Genomic DNA, 15,589 nt, shown 5'->3' with positions numbered 1-15,589 from the left:
GTATGACCGGTGTGAAGAGTCCGCTGCTTGCCCTGCCCGGAGCCGTCCCCGCCGAGGGGGCCGACGAGGGCGTCGCCGCCCACTACGGCGACATCTTCCGCGAGCAGCGGAACCTGTCGAGGGGCACCGGCTTCGTCGACCTCTCGCACCGCGGCGTGGTCACCGTCACCGGCGCCGACCGCCTCTCCTGGCTGCACCTGCTGCTCACCCAGCACGTGAGCCAGCTGGAGCCGCAGCACGCCACCGAGGCGCTGGTGCTCTCCCCGAACGGGCACGTCGAGCACGCGCTCTACCTGGTCGACGACGGCACCACCACCTGGGCCCACGTCGAGCCGGGCACCCAGCAGGCGCTGGTGGCCTACCTGGAGAGCATGAAGTTCTTCTACCGGGTGGAGGTCGCCGACGCGACCGCCGACTACGCCGTGGTCCACCTGCCGGCCGGCTCCACCGGCTCCGTCGAGGGCGCCGCCGCCGTCCGCGAACTCCCCTACGGGCGCGACCTGTTCGTGCCTCGCGCCGAACTGGCGGAGCTGACCGCCGGGTACGGCCCGGCGGCCGGGGTCTGGGCGTACGAGGCGCTGCGGATCGAGGGCCACCGGCCCCGGCTCGGCTTCGAGACCGACCACCGGACCATCCCGCACGAGGTGGACTGGCTGAGCACCGCCGTCCACCTGCAGAAGGGCTGTTACCGCGGTCAGGAGACCGTCGCCCGGGTGCACAACCTGGGCCGCCCGCCGCGCCGGCTGGTCTTCCTGCACCTGGACGGCACCGAGGAGTCGCTGCCCCCGCACGGCACCGAGGTGCGGCTGGCCTCCGACCCGGACGGGCGGGCGCTGGGCTTCGTGACCTCCTCGGCCCGGCACCACGAGCTGGGGCCGATCGCACTGGCGATCGTCAAGCGGAACGTCCCGGTGGACGCGGTGCTGCTGGCCGGAACGGTGCCGGGCACCCAGGACGTGATCGTCCCGCAGTGATCGGGGCCCTCAGACCTCGACCAGGACGGTGAACGGGCCGTCGTTCACCAGCGCCACCCGCATGTCGGCGCCGAACCGGCCCGTCTCCACCTTGGCTCCGAGCGCGCGCAGTTGGGCGACCACCTCGTCCACCAGCGGCTCGGCGACCGGCCCGGGGGCGGCCGCGGTCCAGGTGGGGCGGCGGCCCTTGCGGGCGTCGCCGTAGAGGGTGAACTGGCTGATCACCAGCAGCGGGCCGCCGATGTCGGAGCAACTCTGCTCCACGCTGTTACTCCCCCGCTCGCCTCCGGCCGCTCCGGATCCGACGCCGACGGTCGTCGCTCCGGCGCTCCCGCTTTCGGCGTCGGCGCGGCCTTCGGCTCGGGGGGAGGGCGGCAGGATCCGCAGCGTCCAGAGCTTGCGGGCCAGTTGGGCCGCCTTGGCCGGGGTGTCCTCGTGGGTCACGCCGACCAGGACGCACAGCCCGGGCCCCTCGATCGCGCCGACGGTCTCTCCGGCCACGGTCACCCGGGCCTCGGTCACTCGCTGCACCACTGCTCGCATGCCGCCATTGTGCCGGAGCGCCGTGCGACCCGGCGGGGGCACCGGGGCCGGGGTCCGGAGCGCGTGCGAGGGGCACAGCCCGAGGGCACGTCCGAGGGGCACACCAGGGGGCGCACACTGGGGCGCGCGAAAGGGTGGTGCACGCCGTGCAGCGCGCGCCTGCGCGGAATCGGGCGCCGCTCTTCCTGTGGAAAGCCCCGGTCATATCAGCCACCCCCGTTCGCCAGGGGGCCGTTCGGGTGCACCGGCGGTGCGCGCGCGCCGGGTGGGGTGGCACGCTGGGGGACCGTACGAAGGGCCCGGCGCGCCTGAAGGTCCGCCGCACCGGGCCGGGGTTCGGCCGGGCGGTCGAGCCGGTAGGTCAGGCGTTCTGTCGGGGTCGCCCCGGTGGGTGGTCCCGGCCGGGGAACGGAACCCTTCGGGGGCCCCGGGCGTGCCAACGGACGGGACGCGCGGGCCCGTCGGGGGACGGGCCGGACCGGCGGCAGGGACGGGGTGCCGCGAGCGGGCGGGATCGGACGACGGCAGGTGGGCTGGATGATGGACGCGAGCGGCGCGGCGTGGAACCGATCCGGGCAGGTGGCGCAGGCCCCCGGGGCCCCCTCCCGGGCGGCGGGCCCGGACGGTGAGCCCGACCTGGAGCGGCTGGGCCTGGACCAGCTGCGGATCCTGCGCCGGGAGACCCTGGAGCAGGAGGCCGACCTGTCCTACCTGCGGCGGCTGCTGCACGGGCGGATGGACATCCTGCGCGCCGAGCTCGACCGGCGCCCCGGCGGCGGCCCCGCCCACCCGGCCCGGGCAGGCGGCCACAGCGCCCCGGCGGCCGGCGGGGAGCCCGGCGGTGACCTGCTGGACCGGCTGCCGGCCATCCTGACCGACGCGCCCTCCACCGTGCGGCGCTCGGCCCGGCACGTCACCCTCGGCCCGCCGCGCACCCAGGAGTCCCAGCTGGAGGCGGACGCGCTGATGGGCGACGTCCAGCTCGCCGACCTCGCCGCGCACCCGGCCGAGGAGCTGCTGGCCGCCCTGGAGCGGCTGCGCGCGCACGAGCGCGAGGTGTCCGGACGGCGCCAGCGACTGTTGCGGACGGCCGACGGTTGCAATGCCGAGATCACCCGCAGGTACCGTGATGGGGAAGCACGGGTCGACGACCTGCTCTCGGAGAGGCCGCTCTGACCGGGTGAGTCGTCGGGGGCGGGTTGGGTCCGGCTTCCCCCCGGCCCACCCTTGCCCCCGGAAGGCTCCCCGATGTCCCAGTCCGCCCACCCGCCCGTGCTCGCCGAGGTCATACGCTCGGGCTTCACCGAGGGCCGCCACCACGGTTCCCTGGTCCTGCTCGCCGCCGACGGCTCGGTGGAGTTCGCGCTCGGTGACCCCGACGCGCCGGTCTTCCCACGCTCGACGGCCAAGCCGTTCCAGGCGGTGGCCACGCTGCGGGCCGGGCTGGCGATCGAGGGCGAGCTGCTGGCGCTGGCGGCCTCCAGCCACTCCGCTGAATCGTTTCACCTCGACGGCGTCCGGACCATCCTGGGCTCCGCCGGCCTCGACGAATCGGCCCTGCGCACCCCGGCCGACCTGCCGCTGGACGAGACCGAGGCGGAGCTGCTGCTCGGCGCCGGCGGGCGGCGCGCCCCGATCCTGATGGACTGCTCCGGCAAGCACGCCGGCTGGCTGGCCGCCTGCGTCGCCAACGGCTGGGACACCGGGAGCTACCTCGACCCGGCGCACCCGATCCAGGAGCTGGCCCGCGAGGCCCTCGCGGAGGGCACCGGCGAGACCCCCGTGCACACCGGCGTGGACGGCTGCGGCGCCCCGCTGCTGGCCGTCACCCTGACCGGCCTGGCCCGCGGCTACCGCAGCCTGGTGCTGGCCGCCGAGGGCACCACGCAGCGCCGGGTGGCCGACGCCATGCGCGCCCACCCCGAGTACGTGGCCGGCACCCGCCGGGCCGACACCTGGCTGATGCGGGCCGTCCCGGGCGCGCTGTCCAAGATGGGCGCCGAGGCCGTCCAGGTGGTCGCGCTGCCGGACGGGCGGGCGCTCGCCTTCAAGATCGACGACGGCGCGGAGCGGGCCCGTGGCCCGGTGCTGGCGGCCGCGCTGCGCCGGCTCGGCGTGACCGGCGCGGACGACACCGTCGAGCGGATCGGCGCGGCCCCGCTGCTCGGCGGCGGCGCCCCGGTCGGCGAGGTCCGGGCGGCCTTCTAGCGACTCCGTGCGGCTCCCGCGGACGCCGTCGGAGTGCGGGCGGCCCCGGCGCGGTGCACGGTGGACCGGGGGCCGTCGCACAGCTGAGGGAGTCCGCCATGACCGACCACGTGTACCGGGTGACCGAGATCGTCGGGTCCTCGACCGAGAGCGTCGACGCCGCGATCCGCAACGGGGTGGAACGGGCCTCCCGGACGCTGCGCAACCTCGACTGGTTCGAGGTCTCGCAGGTCCGGGGCCACCTGGAGGACGGCCGGATCAAGCACTACCAGGTGTGCATCAAGGTCGGCTTCCGGCTGGAGGACTGAGCGCCTCCCGGGAACGACAGGGGCCGGGGCCGCGGAAGAATCCGCGGCCCCGGCCCCAGGCTGTCCCGACCTACCCCGAGCTGCCCCGAACGGACGAGGAACGAACGAGATCGGAACGACGGCTCAGTGGCCGCCCTGCTCCGCGAGGCGCTTGATCGAAGCGGTGACCTCGGCCTCGGCCTCGGCGCGGCCGACCCAGTTGGCGCCCTCGACCGACTTGCCCGGCTCCAGGTCCTTGTAGACCTCGAAGAAGTGCTGGATCTCCAGGCGGTCGAACTCCGACACGTGGTGGATGTCGCGCAGGTGCTCCCAGCGCGGGTCGGTCGCCGGGACGCACAGCAGCTTGTCGTCGCCGCCGGCCTCGTCGGTCATGTGGAACATGCCGATGGCGCGGCACTTGATGAGGCAGCCCGGGAAGGTCGGCTCGTCCAGGATGACCAGGGCGTCCAGCGGGTCGCCGTCCTCGCCGAGCGTGCCCTCGACGTAGCCGTAGTCGGCCGGGTAGCGGGTCGAGGTGAAGAGCATCCGGTCGAGCCGCAGACGGCCGGTCTCGTGGTCGACCTCGTACTTGTTACGAGAGCCCTTCGGGATTTCGATAAGGACGTCGAACTCCAACGGTTCCTCCAAGGTAGGGACTGACAGAATCCAAGTGTCTCCTACGGGAGTGAGTGCTCGGGAAAGGGGCCGGTCGGTGGGAGCAGGGGGAGGGGCGGCGCGCCGTCGCAGGGGGACGGCCGCCGGACTGTTCGGAGCGGCCGTGCTGGTCGTCGGAACGGTGCTGGGAGCGGGCGGTGCGTACGCGCAGCCGTCCTCCACTCCGGGGGGACACAGCGCGGGGCAGGGCGAGGACGCCAAGGCGCAGGGTGACCAGGGCGACCAGGGCGACCAGGGGGGTCGGGAAGGCCGGGACGGCCGCAAGGATGACCACGGCAAGGGCAAGCCCGGTCCGAGCCAGAGCCCCGGCGGGCCCGGCCGGCGGGCCGAGCAGCCCGCCGCCACGCCCGGCGGCACCGGTTCGCCGGCCGCGCCCCCGGGGCCCGCGACGGACGCCGTGCTGGCCGCCGCCGAGAGCGGCCCGGAAGTCGCCGTCCCCACCGCGCAGGGCCTCCAGCAGGCGCTCGCCCCCTATCTCTCCGACAAGAACCTGGGCGCCGTGACCATCGCCGTCGCGGACGCCGCCGGTGGCCAACTCCTGTACGGCTCCGGGGAGAACACCCCGGCCACCCCGGCCTCCACCACCAAGCTGGCCACCTCGATCGCGGCTTTGTCCCTTATACCCGGCGACACCCGGCTCACCACCCGGGTGGTCCGCGGCGCGACCCCGGGCACCATCACCCTGGTCGGCGGCGGGGACCCGACGCTCACCGCGCTGCCCATCGACCAGGTGCAGATCGGCGGCCAGCCCGCCGACGCCGACACCGCCCCCGCCTCGCTGGAGGCGCTCGCCCAGCAGACCGCGGCCGCGCTCAAGGCGGCCGGTACCAGCACGGTCAAGCTGGACTACGACCTGTCGCTGTACTCCGGCAACCCGCTGCACAGGACGAACCCCGACAACCAGAACATCGCCCCGGTCGTCCCGCTGATGGTGGACGAGGCCAAGATCGACCCCAGGAGCCGCGAGGAGGCCCCGGACCGGTTCGCCGACCCGGCCGCCACGGCCGCCACGGCCTTCGCCCGGCTGCTCGCCGCCCAGGGCATCACCGTCGACGGCAAGGCCGGGCCGGCCGCCGCCCCGGCCGCCGCCGACGCCCCCGTCCTCGGCAAGGTCGACTCACCGACGGTCGCCCGGCTGATCGAGCGCCTGCTGACCACCTCCGACAACCAGATCGCCGAGGCGATCGCCCGTCAGGTCGCCCTCGCCGCGCACCAGCCGGTCAGCTTCGAGGGCGCGGCGACCGCCGTCACCCAGGAGCTCACCAAGCTCGGCGTGCCGATGACCGGGGTGGTCCTCAACGACGGCAGCGGCCTGCACTTGGGCAACCAGATCCCGCCCGCCGTCCTGGTCCGGCTCCTCGCCCTGGCCGCCTCCGACCAGCACCCCGCCCTGCGCCCGGTCCTCACCGGCCTGCCGATAGCGGGCTTCACCGGCACCCTCAACAAGCGCTACGGCTCCGGTTCCGGCGCCGCCGACGCGGCCGGCCTGATCCGCGCCAAGACCGGCAGCCTCAGCGGCGTCAACACCCTCGCCGGCACCGTCGTCGACGCCGACGGCCGCCTCCTCACCTTCGCCGTGATGTCCCGCACCCCCTCCACCACCCCGGCCGACACCACCCGCGCCGCCATGGACCGCATCGCGGCCCACCTCGCCTCCTGCGGCTGCCACTGACCCACCCCGGCCCGCCGCCGTCGCGCCCCGACGGCGGCGACGTCGGCAACGCCCCGCCCCGGCGCCGTGGGTGACTCCTTGTCGCCTCTTCTCGACGTTCTCGCCCGCGGTGCGGAGCCTCCCGCCCCTGCCGCCGCCGTGGGGGCGTGCGGCAGGGACGTGAGGGGGTGGCAGCCACCCGGTCGACTCCGCTGCGGCCGGGCGATGGCCTCAATCGCCGTTCCGGCCCGACGCCTGTGATGCCAGGCCCGTGCCCGCGGACGGGTGGGGGAGCGAGCCGCTGGAGCGCCGAACCGTTCGCGCCGTCGGAAGGTCTCCGCCCCGGCGCGGCCTGCGGCCCACCCGGTGTTCCGGCCGCCACGGCGTCGGCAACTGCCGTGCTGCGCGGCCCTTGCCGACCCTCGTCGGCTGTAGCCGCCCGGCCGCCAAGGGGCGACCGGGGTGGTGGGAGAGGAGGGGCCGGGCGGTGCTGGTCGTGCCTCTGGCGTTCGCTGTCGTCGGCCGGTTCGGCCGGGCGGGGCCCGGGGTTTCGGGCCCGTGCCGGTGGTGCCCGTCGGGTCCTCGACCGCCGCTCCGAGGGAGGTGTCGGTGGTGGGTTCGAGGGGGTTCGGGGGCGGGCAGGGTGTTGGTGGTGGGTGGCTGCCGTTGGTGGTGGGGAGCACGTACGGTGAGGGCATGACGAGCGCGAGTGGCGGGGCTGACATGGTCGACTGGAATCTCGCGGTCGCAACCGCGACCAGGCTGGTGCGGCCGGGGCCGGAGGTGAGCCGGGCGGAGGCGGCGGCGGTGGTCGCCGAGCTGCGCCGGCACGCGCTGGAGGCCGAGGAGCACGTGCGGGCGTTCACCGGGATGCGGTCGAGCAGTCTGACCGCGGCCACCTCCACGCCGGTGCTGGTGGTGGACCGTCCGGGGTGGGTGCGGGCGAACGTGGCGGGCTTCCGGACGGTCGTCCAGCCGCTGGTGGAGAAGCTGCAGGCACGGCGGGCGAACAGCGCGGCCGCGGGCGTGTTCGGTGCGGTGGGGGAGAAGGCGACCGGGATCGAGGTCGGGGCGCTGCTGGCGTTCCTGGCGACCAAGGTGCTGGGCCAGTACGAGACCTTCGCCCCGGCCGAGCCGTCGCTGGAGGCGCCGGACAGTCCGGCGGCGCTGTTCGAGAAGCCGCGGCTGGGCCCGGAGGGGCCGGGCCCGGGCCGGCTGCTGCTGGTGGCGCCGAACATCGTGCACGTCGAGCGCGAGCTGGACGTCGACCCGTCGGACTTCCGGCTCTGGGTCTGCCTGCACGAGGAGACGCACCGGACGCAGTTCACCGCGGTGCCGTGGCTGCGCGACCACATCCAGTCCGAGGTGCAGTCCTTCCTGGCCGAGACGGACGTCGACCCGGGCGCGCTGCTGGACCGGCTGCGCGACGCGGCGGGTTCGCTGGGGGCCGGGCTGCCGGGGGCGGGCAGCCGGGAGCGCCGGGAGGGCGTTTCCGCGGGGAACCTGCTGGAGATCGTCCAGTCGCCCGCGCAGCGCGAGATCCTCGGCCGGCTGACGGCGGTGATGTCGCTGCTGGAGGGCCACGCGGACGTGGTGATGGACGGTGTCGGCCCGGCCGTGGTGCCGACGGTCGCGGAGATCCGGGAGAAGTTCCAGCAGCGCCGTGATCGCGGGGCGAACCGGCTCGACCTGGTGCTGCGCCGGCTGCTCGGCATGGACGCCAAGCTGCGCCAGTACCAGGACGGCGCGGTGTTCGTGCGGGCCGTGGTGGAGCAGCTCGGCATGGAGGGCTTCAACCGGGTGTGGACGTCCCCGAACACCCTGCCGACCAAGGACGAGATCCACGACCCGGCCGCCTGGCTCGCCCGGGTCGGCCGCTGAGCGGCGCCGGGGCCTGCCGGGGCCGTTGGACGGCGCCGGGCGGGCGGCGCCGGGCGGGCGGTTCCGGCGCGTGGCGGGACCGCTGCCGGTCGGTGGCGGTCAAACCCGCTCGTACGAGTGGTCCAATCGGGCAGATGGTGGGTGAAGATACGTTTCTCCATTCACCCGAACGTGGGACGGTGGTCGTACCGGTGGCGCGGGTGGCGTAGCGGGTCGCCACTTTCTGCCACCATCTGTGAGCGCCCGGTAACGCGGCGCTCATGCAGTGCGCGGTCCCGGCCGCCCGCCGCAGTCCTGTCCCCCTCCCTCGAGGAGTCGTCCGCCGTGGGCCCTCACCCCGCCGTCGCCGCGATACGCCTGGCCGTTCGCCGCACGCTCACCGACCTCGCCGCCGAGGCCGGTACCACCTTCACCGCGCCCGTGCGCGAGCCCCGCGAGCGCCCCGCCGGGGCGCCGCTGGTGGGTGCCGCCGTCGGCACCACCCTGATCGGCAACGCCGCCCGCCACCCCTCCGGGCTGCCCCGCACCCCGGCCGCCCCCGGCTCGCCGCTGGTCCTGGTCGCCGTCAGCGGCGGCGCGGACTCGATGGCGCTGGCCATCGCCGCCGCCTTCGAGGCCCCCAAGATCGGCCTGCGGGTCGGCGCCGTCACCGTCGACCACGGCCTGCAGCCCGGTTCCGCCGACCGCGCCGCCCAGGTGGCCGAGCGGCTGCGCTCGCTGGGCCTGGACCCGGTCGAGGTGGTCCCGGTGCGGGTCGGCCGCTCCGGCGGCCCGGAGGCCGCCGCCCGGGACGCCCGCTACGCCGCCCTGGACGAGGCCGCCGAGCGCCACGGCGCGATCGCCGTGCTGCTCGGCCACACCCGGGACGACCAGGCCGAGACCGTGCTGCTGGGCCTGGCCCGCGGCTCCGGCTCCCGTTCGCTGGCCGGGATGCCGGCCCAGAAGGGGCGCTACCGCCGCCCGCTGCTGGAGCTGGACCGGGCGGCCACCCGGCAGGCCTGCTCCGCCCAGGCGATCCCGGTCTGGGACGACCCGCACAACTGTGATCCCGCCTACACCCGCTCCCGGGTCCGCCACGAGGTGCTGCCGGTGCTGGAGAAGCACCTGGGCGGTGGCGTGGTGGAGGCGCTGGCCCGTACCGCCCGGCTGTTCCGCGACGACGCCGACGCCCTCGACCAGTGGGCCTCCCTGGCCGAACGCGACCTCCGTACGGGCGAGGGCGCCCTGGACGCCGTGAAACTGGCCGAACTGCCGCCCGCCGTACGGCGCCGGGTGCTGCGCCGGGCCGCGCTGCGCGCGGGCTGTCCGGCCGGGGACCTGTTCGCGCGGCACCTGGAGGCGGTGGACCTGCTGGTCACCGGATGGCGCGGCCAGGGGCCGCTGCACCTACCCGGGGGCGTCGAGGCCACCCGCAGGTGTGGCACGCTGGTCTTTCGGCGGCAGGGCGACTGAGGGGCGAGGCATGTCCCGGGGGAGCAGGCCGCCGGCCACACAGACCCCGAACGTTTGAGGACGTATCCCCGGTGGACCAGAACGACATGGGCGCTGACCTCGCGAAGGTGCTCATCAGCAAGGACGAGATCGACGCCAAGCTCCAGGAGCTGGCCGAGCGCATCGACCGGGACTACGCAGGCAAGGACCTGCTGATCGTCGGCGTCCTCAAGGGGGCCGTGATGGTCATGGCCGACCTCGCCCGGGCCCTGCACTCGCAGGTCACCATGGACTGGATGGCCGTCTCCTCGTACGGCATGGGCACCAAGTCCTCCGGTGTGGTGCGCATCCTCAAGGACCTGGACACCGACATCGCCGGCCGGGACGTCCTGATCGTCGAGGACATCATCGACTCCGGTCTGACGCTGTCCTGGCTGCTGGGCAACCTGGGTTCGCGCGGTCCGGCCTCGCTCGAGGTCTGCACGCTGCTCCGCAAGCCGGACGCGGCCAAGGTCGAGATCGACGTGAAGTACGTCGGGTTCGACATCCCGAACGAGTTCGTGGTCGGCTACGGCCTGGACTACGCGGAGAAGCTGCGTAACCTGCCCTTCATCGGCACCCTCGCCCCGCACGTCTACGGCGGCTGAGGGTCCCGTTCGGGCTATGGGCGGGAACAGTAGGTCGTTCCCGCCCGTTGGACCGGGGGACAAAGAACCACAGCCGTGTCGCCGTGCTCCCGCCATCGGTGGGTCCGACTGCGGTACGGTCCAATAAACCGCTCTTCACATGAGCACCGACCGGATGCGCCGCGGCCCACAGCCCCACGGCGCCGTTGAGTGGCAGGAGGGACGGGGCGGCAACGCCCCGCATGGATGGACGTCAAGCGATACTTCCGTGCGCCGATCATGTGGATCGTGCTGGCCGTCCTCGCCGTCATCGTACTGATGCAGGTCGTTTCGGACTCGAACGGCTACAAGACGGTGGACACCGGTCAGGTCGTCGCGGCGATCGACGCGCACAACGTCAAGTCGGCGCAGATCACCACTGGTGACTCGAACACGATCAAGATCCAACTGAAGGACGGCGCCACGCTGTCCCCCGCCGGCACGGGCAAGGCCCCGTCCGGCAGCAAGTTCCAGGCCTCGTACATCGGTGACCAGGGCGTCGCGATCGCCGACAAGCTGCAGTCGCAGATGAACGACAGGAGCAGCTCCCTCACCGAGGGCTACACCGTCAGCCCCGAGAAGCAGAGCACCTTCGTCAGCCTGCTGCTGTCGATGCTGCCGATCGTGATCATCGTCCTGGTCTTCCTGTTCCTGATGAACCAGATGCAGGGCGGCGGCTCGCGCGTCATGCAGTTCGGCAAGTCCAAGGCCAAGCTGCTCACCAAGGACACCCCGAAGACCACCTTCGCCGACGTGGCCGGCGCGGACGAGGCGGTCGAGGAGCTCCACGAGATCAAGGAGTTCCTGCAGGAGCCGGCCAAGTTCCAGGCCGTCGGCGCCAAGATCCCCAAGGGCGTGCTGCTCTACGGCCCGCCCGGTACCGGCAAGACCCTGCTGGCGCGTGCCGTCGCGGGCGAGGCCGGGGTGCCGTTCTACTCCATCTCCGGTTCGGACTTCGTCGAGATGTTCGTCGGTGTCGGCGCCAGCCGCGTCCGCGACCTGTTCGAGCAGGCCAAGGCGAACGCCCCGGCGATCGTCTTCGTCGACGAGATCGACGCCGTCGGCCGGCACCGCGGTGCGGGTCTCGGCGGTGGCCACGACGAGCGCGAGCAGACCCTCAACCAGCTGCTGGTCGAGATGGACGGCTTCGACGTCAAGGGCGGCGTGATCCTGATCGCCGCGACCAACCGGCCCGACATCCTGGACCCGGCGCTGCTGCGCCCGGGCCGCTTCGACCGCCAGATCGCGGTGGAGCGCCCCGACCTCCAGGGCCGTCTGGACATCCTCAAGGTGCACCAGAAGGGCAAGCCGATCGCGCCCGACGTCGACATGTCGGCCGTCGCCAAGCGCACCCCCGGCTTCACCGGCGCCGACCTGTCGAACGTGCTCAACGAGGCCGCGCTGCTGACCGCCCGCTCGGACAAGAAGCTGATCGACAACGGCATCCTGGACGAGGCGATCGACCGCGTCGTGGCCGGTCCGCAGAAGCGCACGCGGATCATGTCCGACAAGGAGAAGAAGATCACCGCGTACCACGAGGGCGGTCACGCCCTGGTCGCGGCGGCCTGCCAGTACAGCGACCCGGTGCACAAGATCACCATCTTGTCCCGCGGCCGGGCCCTCGGCTACACCATGGTGCTGCCGGACGAGGACAAGTACTCCACCACGCGCAACGAGATGCTCGACCAGCTGGCCTACATGCTGGGCGGGCGCGCGGCGGAGGAGCTGGTCTTCCACGACCCGACCACCGGTGCCTCGAACGACATCGAGAAGGCCACCGCCACGGCGCGGGCCATGGTCACCCAGTACGGCATGACCGAGCGCCTGGGCGCGATCAAGTTCGGCACCGACAACTCGGAGCCGTTCCTGGGCCGTGAGATGGGTCACCAGCGCGACTACTCGGAAGAGGTCGCCGGGCTGGTCGACGAAGAGGTCAAGAAGCTCATCGAGAGCGCGCACAACGAGGCCTGGGAGATCCTGGTCGAGAACCGCGACGTGCTCGACAACCTGGTCCTGGAGCTCCTGGAGAAGGAGACCCTGAACAAGGAGCAGATCGCCGAGATCTTCGCCCCGGTCGTCAAGCGCCCGGCCCGGCCGGCCTGGACGGGCTCCGCCCGCCGCACGCCGTCCACCCGGCCGCCGGTGCAGTCGCCGAAGGAACTGGCGCTCACCAACGGCGCCGTCGCCACCGACACCGCTCCGGTCGACGTCGTGAAGCTCCCGCCGCTGCCGGCCACCGAGCCGCCGGTCGAGGGCTGACCGGGCCCCCGCGGGGGAACCCACTGCGGAATGGATGCCGCGTTTCCAGGGTTTGTACCCTGGAGGCGCGGCATCCGTGCTGTTCAGCCAGAGTCTTCCCACACGTAAGCGAGGCCCGCATGATCGACCCGGTGACGCTCGACGGTCCGCCCGCCGTCGGGATCTTCGACCAGAAGCGGGCCGAGAACGCCATCCGCGAGCTGCTGCTCGCCGTCGGGGAGGACCCTGACCGCGAGGGCCTGCTGGAGACCCCGGCCCGGGTCGCGCGGGCCTACAAGGAGATATTCGCGGGCCTGTGGCAGGAGCCCGAGGACGTCCTGACCACCACCTTCGACCTCGGCCACGACGAGATGGTGCTGGTCAAGGACATCGAGCTGACCTCGGTCTGCGAACACCACCTGGTGCCGTTCCGCGGCGTGGCGCACGTCGGGTACATCCCGTCCACCAGCGGCAAGATCACCGGGCTGTCCAAGCTCGCCCGGCTGGTCGACGTCTACGCCCGCCGCCCGCAGGTGCAGGAACGGCTGACCAGCCAGGTGGCCGACGCGCTGATGCGGATCCTGGAGCCGCGCGGGGCGATCGTCGTGGTCGAGTGCGAGCACATGTGCATGTCGATGCGCGGCATCCGCAAGCCCGGCGCCAAGACCATCACCTCCTGCGTGCGCGGCCAGCTGCGCGACCCGGCCACCCGGGCCGAGGCGATGAGCCTCATCATCGGTAGGTAGCGGCACCGGTAGGTAGCGGCCACGACTCAGGGCACTTCGTGCTCCGCGTGCGGCGGAGCCGGGGTGCCCAGTGCGTTGCGGCGCTCCGGCATCCGCAGCGAGACCATCCGGCGCCAGCCGAAGGCCAGGTCGTACAGGTACAGCGCGTGCACCCCGAGGTTGATCACGGCCAGCTGCCAGCGCGGCCAGCGCAGGATCCGCGCCATCCGGGCGGAGACCGCCAGCCCGACGTCCCGGTGGGTGCGGATCTCGCCGCGGGCGCTGGCCTCCAGGGCGTGCCGGATGTACGGGCCGTGGCCCTCGGCGGTCAGCCGCAGCAGCTCCTCGTGGCAGTACGCGAGGTGGTCGTCCTCGTCGGCGGAGATCATCCGCATCGCCCGGCAGAGCTCCGGGTTGTCCCCGTACACCCTGACCAGCTGGCGCATCTGCTCGGCGGCGCGCTGCTCGGTGACCCGGCTGTGCGCCAGGTAGGTGATGATCTCCCGGTCGGTCAGCGGGGCGTCGCTCCTCAGCCGCTCGTGGGAGAGGCCGACGCCCTGGCGCTCCAGCAGCATGCAGTAGTCGGCCTCGTCCGGGACGGGCACCTTGGGCAGGCCGCGCTTGTTCAGCAGCTGGGTGAAGATCCGGCCGTGCTTGCGCTCGTCCGCGCCGTGCCGGGCGATCTTCGGGGCGAGCACCGGATCCCGGGTGAGGGCGGTGATCCGCTCGTTCTCCCAGCCGCCCTGGTCCTCGCCGCCGGCCGCGATGCTGCAGAACAGCTGGTACGCCTGGTCGTTCCGGTAGATCTCGTTGAAGAGCGATCTGGTGCTCAGCACGGCGCCTCCTGCGCGGATCCGGGGCGGCGCCCGCCGGAGGGTCGGGCGGCGGTCGCGATACGTCCCCCCGAACCGCCGGCCGGACGGGCCGACCGGCGGGTAATCACCCGCTCGCTACCCCAGGTGGGAACCCAGCCACTCGAGCGAGGCGGGCAGCTCCTTGGTCCAGCTGTCGAAGTTGTGCCCGCCGTCGTCCAGGTAGAGCGACTCCACCTTGAACTGCGGATTGGCCGCCGCGACCTGGGTGGCCTGGTCGACGAACTGGGCGGTCTGCGGGTAGTCCGACTCCTTGCGGGTGGAGACCACCAGCAGGTTGAGCTGCGGGGCCGGGAGGTTCTGCAGCCGCCAGCCCAGGTCGTACTGCTGCGCCAGCGCCTTGTCGCCGTTGAAGAGGTCACCGCCGGTGTACTGGTCCTGGCGCACCGCGAAGTCGCCGTGCAGGCCGGCGGCGCTGCCGTAGACGTTCGGGAAGCGCATCGACAGCCGCATCGAGCAGCTGCCGCCGGTGGAGTAGCCGAGCAGGCCCCAGGAGCCGGCCGAGCGGCCGAGCCGGTACGCGCTGTGCAGCGCCTCGGGCACGTCCTTGACGAACCAGGTCTCGGTGCGCGGCCCGCCGGGGACGTCCACGCACTCGGTGTCCCGGGCCGGGGCCACCGCGGGGCGGGCCAGGACCAGGACGGTGGGCGGCATCTTGCCGGAGTGCTGCAGCTCGACCGCGGTCTGCACCACGGGCAGCTCCTTGAGCAGGTTCAGCGCGGTGCCCGGGTAGCCGGCCAGGACCAGCAGGACGGGGAAGCGGACCAGGGCGAACTTCGGGTCGAAGTACTCGGGCGGCAGGTAGACGAACATCTGGTCGGAGAAACCGGTCTCCTTGCCGTTGACCCGGACCGACTCGATCTTCCCGACCTCCTCCGGCGCGCCCTTGGGCAGGTTGGAGACGCTCTCCAGGCCGCCCTCGTTGGTCGGCTGGACCAGTTGGTCGGAGACCGGTGTACCGCCCTTGTGGTTCTCGTTGCTGGTCAGCGCGAGTTTCGCGCCACCGGGGTTGAGCAGGTCGTCCCAGGAGGTGTAGAACCCGAAGGAGTTGTTCACCGACAGCGCCAGCACCGCGAGGATCGAGACTTGAACGACTGTCAGCAGGCCGATCCGGCCGAGCACCGCGAGCGGACGTTGCCTGGCCAGCCGGGGCCAGATCCACAGGGTGGTGACGAGGGCCGCGGCCCCGAGTGCGAGCAGCGAGTTCACCAGCGCTTCGCTGGTCAGTTCCATGCCGTCGGCCTTCCGGTGGGACGCTGTCGGGGCAGGCTTCATCGTCTGGCGGACCGTCAGGCCAGGCCACCGCAGCTAGGCCGTCCGGGCGCCCGGGCCGGCTCGGGAGGGCGGGGGATGGCAGGGGGCAACCGGCGCCCTAGAATGCGGCGTCCACCGTACGTAACGCGTACCGGAGGGTCCCGCCCCGCCACGCGGCGGCGGGC

14 protein-coding genes are annotated in these 15,589 nt (G+C 73.1%); 10 read left to right on the top strand and 4 right to left on the bottom strand.

Annotation, left to right across the window (positions count from 1 at the left end; translation table 11 throughout):
• Positions 1–11 precede the first annotated feature (11 nt).
• Positions 12–974 carry a CAF17-like 4Fe-4S cluster assembly/insertion protein YgfZ gene (gene ygfZ / locus O1G21_RS17875; protein WP_270151082.1) on the top strand — a complete coding sequence of 321 codons (963 nt, stop codon included), beginning with the start codon at positions 12–14 and terminating at the stop codon, positions 972–974.
• A 9-nt stretch (positions 975–983) separates the two neighbouring features.
• On the opposite strand, the gene O1G21_RS17870 is transcribed toward ygfZ, so the two are convergent.
• A complete protein-coding gene (locus tag O1G21_RS17870) occupies positions 984–1,517 on the bottom strand; it encodes a D-aminoacyl-tRNA deacylase (protein WP_270145030.1) in 534 nt (177 codons plus the stop codon).
• A gap of 537 nt (positions 1,518–2,054) precedes the next feature.
• Here O1G21_RS17870 and O1G21_RS17865 point away from each other — a divergent pair.
• The 3 genes from O1G21_RS17865 (at position 2,055) to O1G21_RS17855 (ending at position 4,033) form a co-directional block, all read left to right on the top strand.
• On the top strand, positions 2,055–2,693 hold the full coding sequence (locus O1G21_RS17865) for an RsiG family protein (RefSeq protein WP_270145029.1): 639 nt from the start codon (positions 2,055–2,057) through the stop codon (positions 2,691–2,693).
• 72 nt (positions 2,694–2,765) lie between these two features.
• Positions 2,766–3,725 (top strand): asparaginase, encoded by a 960-nt coding sequence (locus O1G21_RS17860; protein ID WP_270145027.1) that lies wholly within the window; start codon positions 2,766–2,768, stop codon positions 3,723–3,725.
• A 98-nt stretch (positions 3,726–3,823) separates the two neighbouring features.
• Positions 3,824–4,033 carry a dodecin gene (locus O1G21_RS17855; RefSeq protein WP_030288965.1) on the top strand — a complete coding sequence of 70 codons (210 nt, stop codon included), beginning with the start codon at positions 3,824–3,826 and terminating at the stop codon, positions 4,031–4,033.
• 123 nt (positions 4,034–4,156) lie between these two features.
• Here O1G21_RS17855 and O1G21_RS17850 read toward each other — a convergent pair whose 3' ends face one another.
• Complete coding sequence (locus O1G21_RS17850; RefSeq protein WP_030059594.1) at positions 4,157–4,648, bottom strand: inorganic diphosphatase; 492 nt, start codon at positions 4,646–4,648, stop codon at positions 4,157–4,159.
• Positions 4,649–4,790: 142 nt separating this feature from the next.
• Here O1G21_RS17850 and dacB point away from each other — a divergent pair, with 142 nt between their 5' ends.
• From dacB to folE, 6 genes are all read left to right on the top strand, one after another.
• Positions 4,791–6,359 carry a D-alanyl-D-alanine carboxypeptidase/D-alanyl-D-alanine endopeptidase gene (gene dacB / locus O1G21_RS17845; RefSeq protein WP_270145025.1) on the top strand — a complete coding sequence of 523 codons (1,569 nt, stop codon included), beginning with the start codon at positions 4,791–4,793 and terminating at the stop codon, positions 6,357–6,359.
• Positions 6,360–7,034: 675 nt separating this feature from the next.
• Positions 7,035–8,219 (top strand): zinc-dependent metalloprotease, encoded by a 1,185-nt coding sequence (locus tag O1G21_RS17840; RefSeq protein WP_270145024.1) that lies wholly within the window; start codon positions 7,035–7,037, stop codon positions 8,217–8,219.
• A gap of 324 nt (positions 8,220–8,543) precedes the next feature.
• Positions 8,544–9,671: a tRNA lysidine(34) synthetase TilS gene (gene tilS, locus O1G21_RS17835; RefSeq protein ID WP_270145023.1), complete on the top strand. Its 1,128-nt coding sequence runs from the start codon at positions 8,544–8,546 to the stop codon at positions 9,669–9,671.
• Between the two features lie 71 nt (positions 9,672–9,742).
• Positions 9,743–10,297, top strand: a complete 555-nt coding sequence (gene hpt / locus O1G21_RS17830) for a hypoxanthine phosphoribosyltransferase (RefSeq protein WP_045692298.1) — start codon at positions 9,743–9,745, stop codon at positions 10,295–10,297.
• Between the two features lie 225 nt (positions 10,298–10,522).
• A complete protein-coding gene (gene ftsH, locus O1G21_RS17825) occupies positions 10,523–12,574 on the top strand; it encodes an ATP-dependent zinc metalloprotease FtsH (RefSeq protein WP_270145021.1) in 2,052 nt (683 codons plus the stop codon).
• 119 nt (positions 12,575–12,693) lie between these two features.
• On the top strand, positions 12,694–13,299 hold the full coding sequence (gene folE, locus O1G21_RS17820) for a GTP cyclohydrolase I FolE (RefSeq protein ID WP_218204572.1): 606 nt from the start codon (positions 12,694–12,696) through the stop codon (positions 13,297–13,299).
• A gap of 26 nt (positions 13,300–13,325) precedes the next feature.
• On the opposite strand, the gene O1G21_RS17815 is transcribed toward folE, so the two are convergent.
• Positions 13,326–14,114 carry a ferritin-like domain-containing protein gene (locus O1G21_RS17815; protein ID WP_270145018.1) on the bottom strand — a complete coding sequence of 263 codons (789 nt, stop codon included), beginning with the start codon at positions 14,112–14,114 and terminating at the stop codon, positions 13,326–13,328.
• 114 nt (positions 14,115–14,228) lie between these two features.
• A complete protein-coding gene (locus tag O1G21_RS17810) occupies positions 14,229–15,383 on the bottom strand; it encodes an alpha/beta hydrolase (RefSeq protein ID WP_270145016.1) in 1,155 nt (384 codons plus the stop codon).
• Positions 15,384–15,589: the final 206 nt, after the last annotated feature.

The sequence above is a fragment of the Kitasatospora cathayae genome, assembly GCF_027627435.1.
GTDB classification, from domain to species: Bacteria; Actinomycetota; Actinomycetes; order Streptomycetales; family Streptomycetaceae; genus Kitasatospora; species Kitasatospora cathayae.
This window is presented reverse-complemented; position numbering and strand designations above follow the sequence as displayed.

Bases quoted from the DNA above. Each gene is read 5' to 3' on its own strand.
- ftsH (WP_270145021.1), top strand. From the start codon at position 10,523: ATGGACGTCAAGCGATACTTCCGTGCGCCGATCATGTGGATCGTGCTG.
- O1G21_RS17860 (WP_270145027.1), top strand. From the start codon at position 2,766: ATGTCCCAGTCCGCCCACCCGCCCGTGCTCGCCGAGGTCATACGCTCG.
- O1G21_RS17855 (WP_030288965.1), top strand. From the start codon at position 3,824: ATGACCGACCACGTGTACCGGGTGACCGAGATCGTCGGGTCCTCGACC.
- O1G21_RS17870 (WP_270145030.1), bottom strand. From the start codon at position 1,517: ATGCGAGCAGTGGTGCAGCGAGTGACCGAGGCCCGGGTGACCGTGGCC.
- folE (WP_218204572.1), top strand. From the start codon at position 12,694: ATGATCGACCCGGTGACGCTCGACGGTCCGCCCGCCGTCGGGATCTTC.
- O1G21_RS17810 (WP_270145016.1), bottom strand. From the start codon at position 15,383: ATGGAACTGACCAGCGAAGCGCTGGTGAACTCGCTGCTCGCACTCGGG.
- O1G21_RS17865 (WP_270145029.1), top strand. From the start codon at position 2,055: ATGATGGACGCGAGCGGCGCGGCGTGGAACCGATCCGGGCAGGTGGCG.
- O1G21_RS17840 (WP_270145024.1), top strand. From the start codon at position 7,035: ATGACGAGCGCGAGTGGCGGGGCTGACATGGTCGACTGGAATCTCGCG.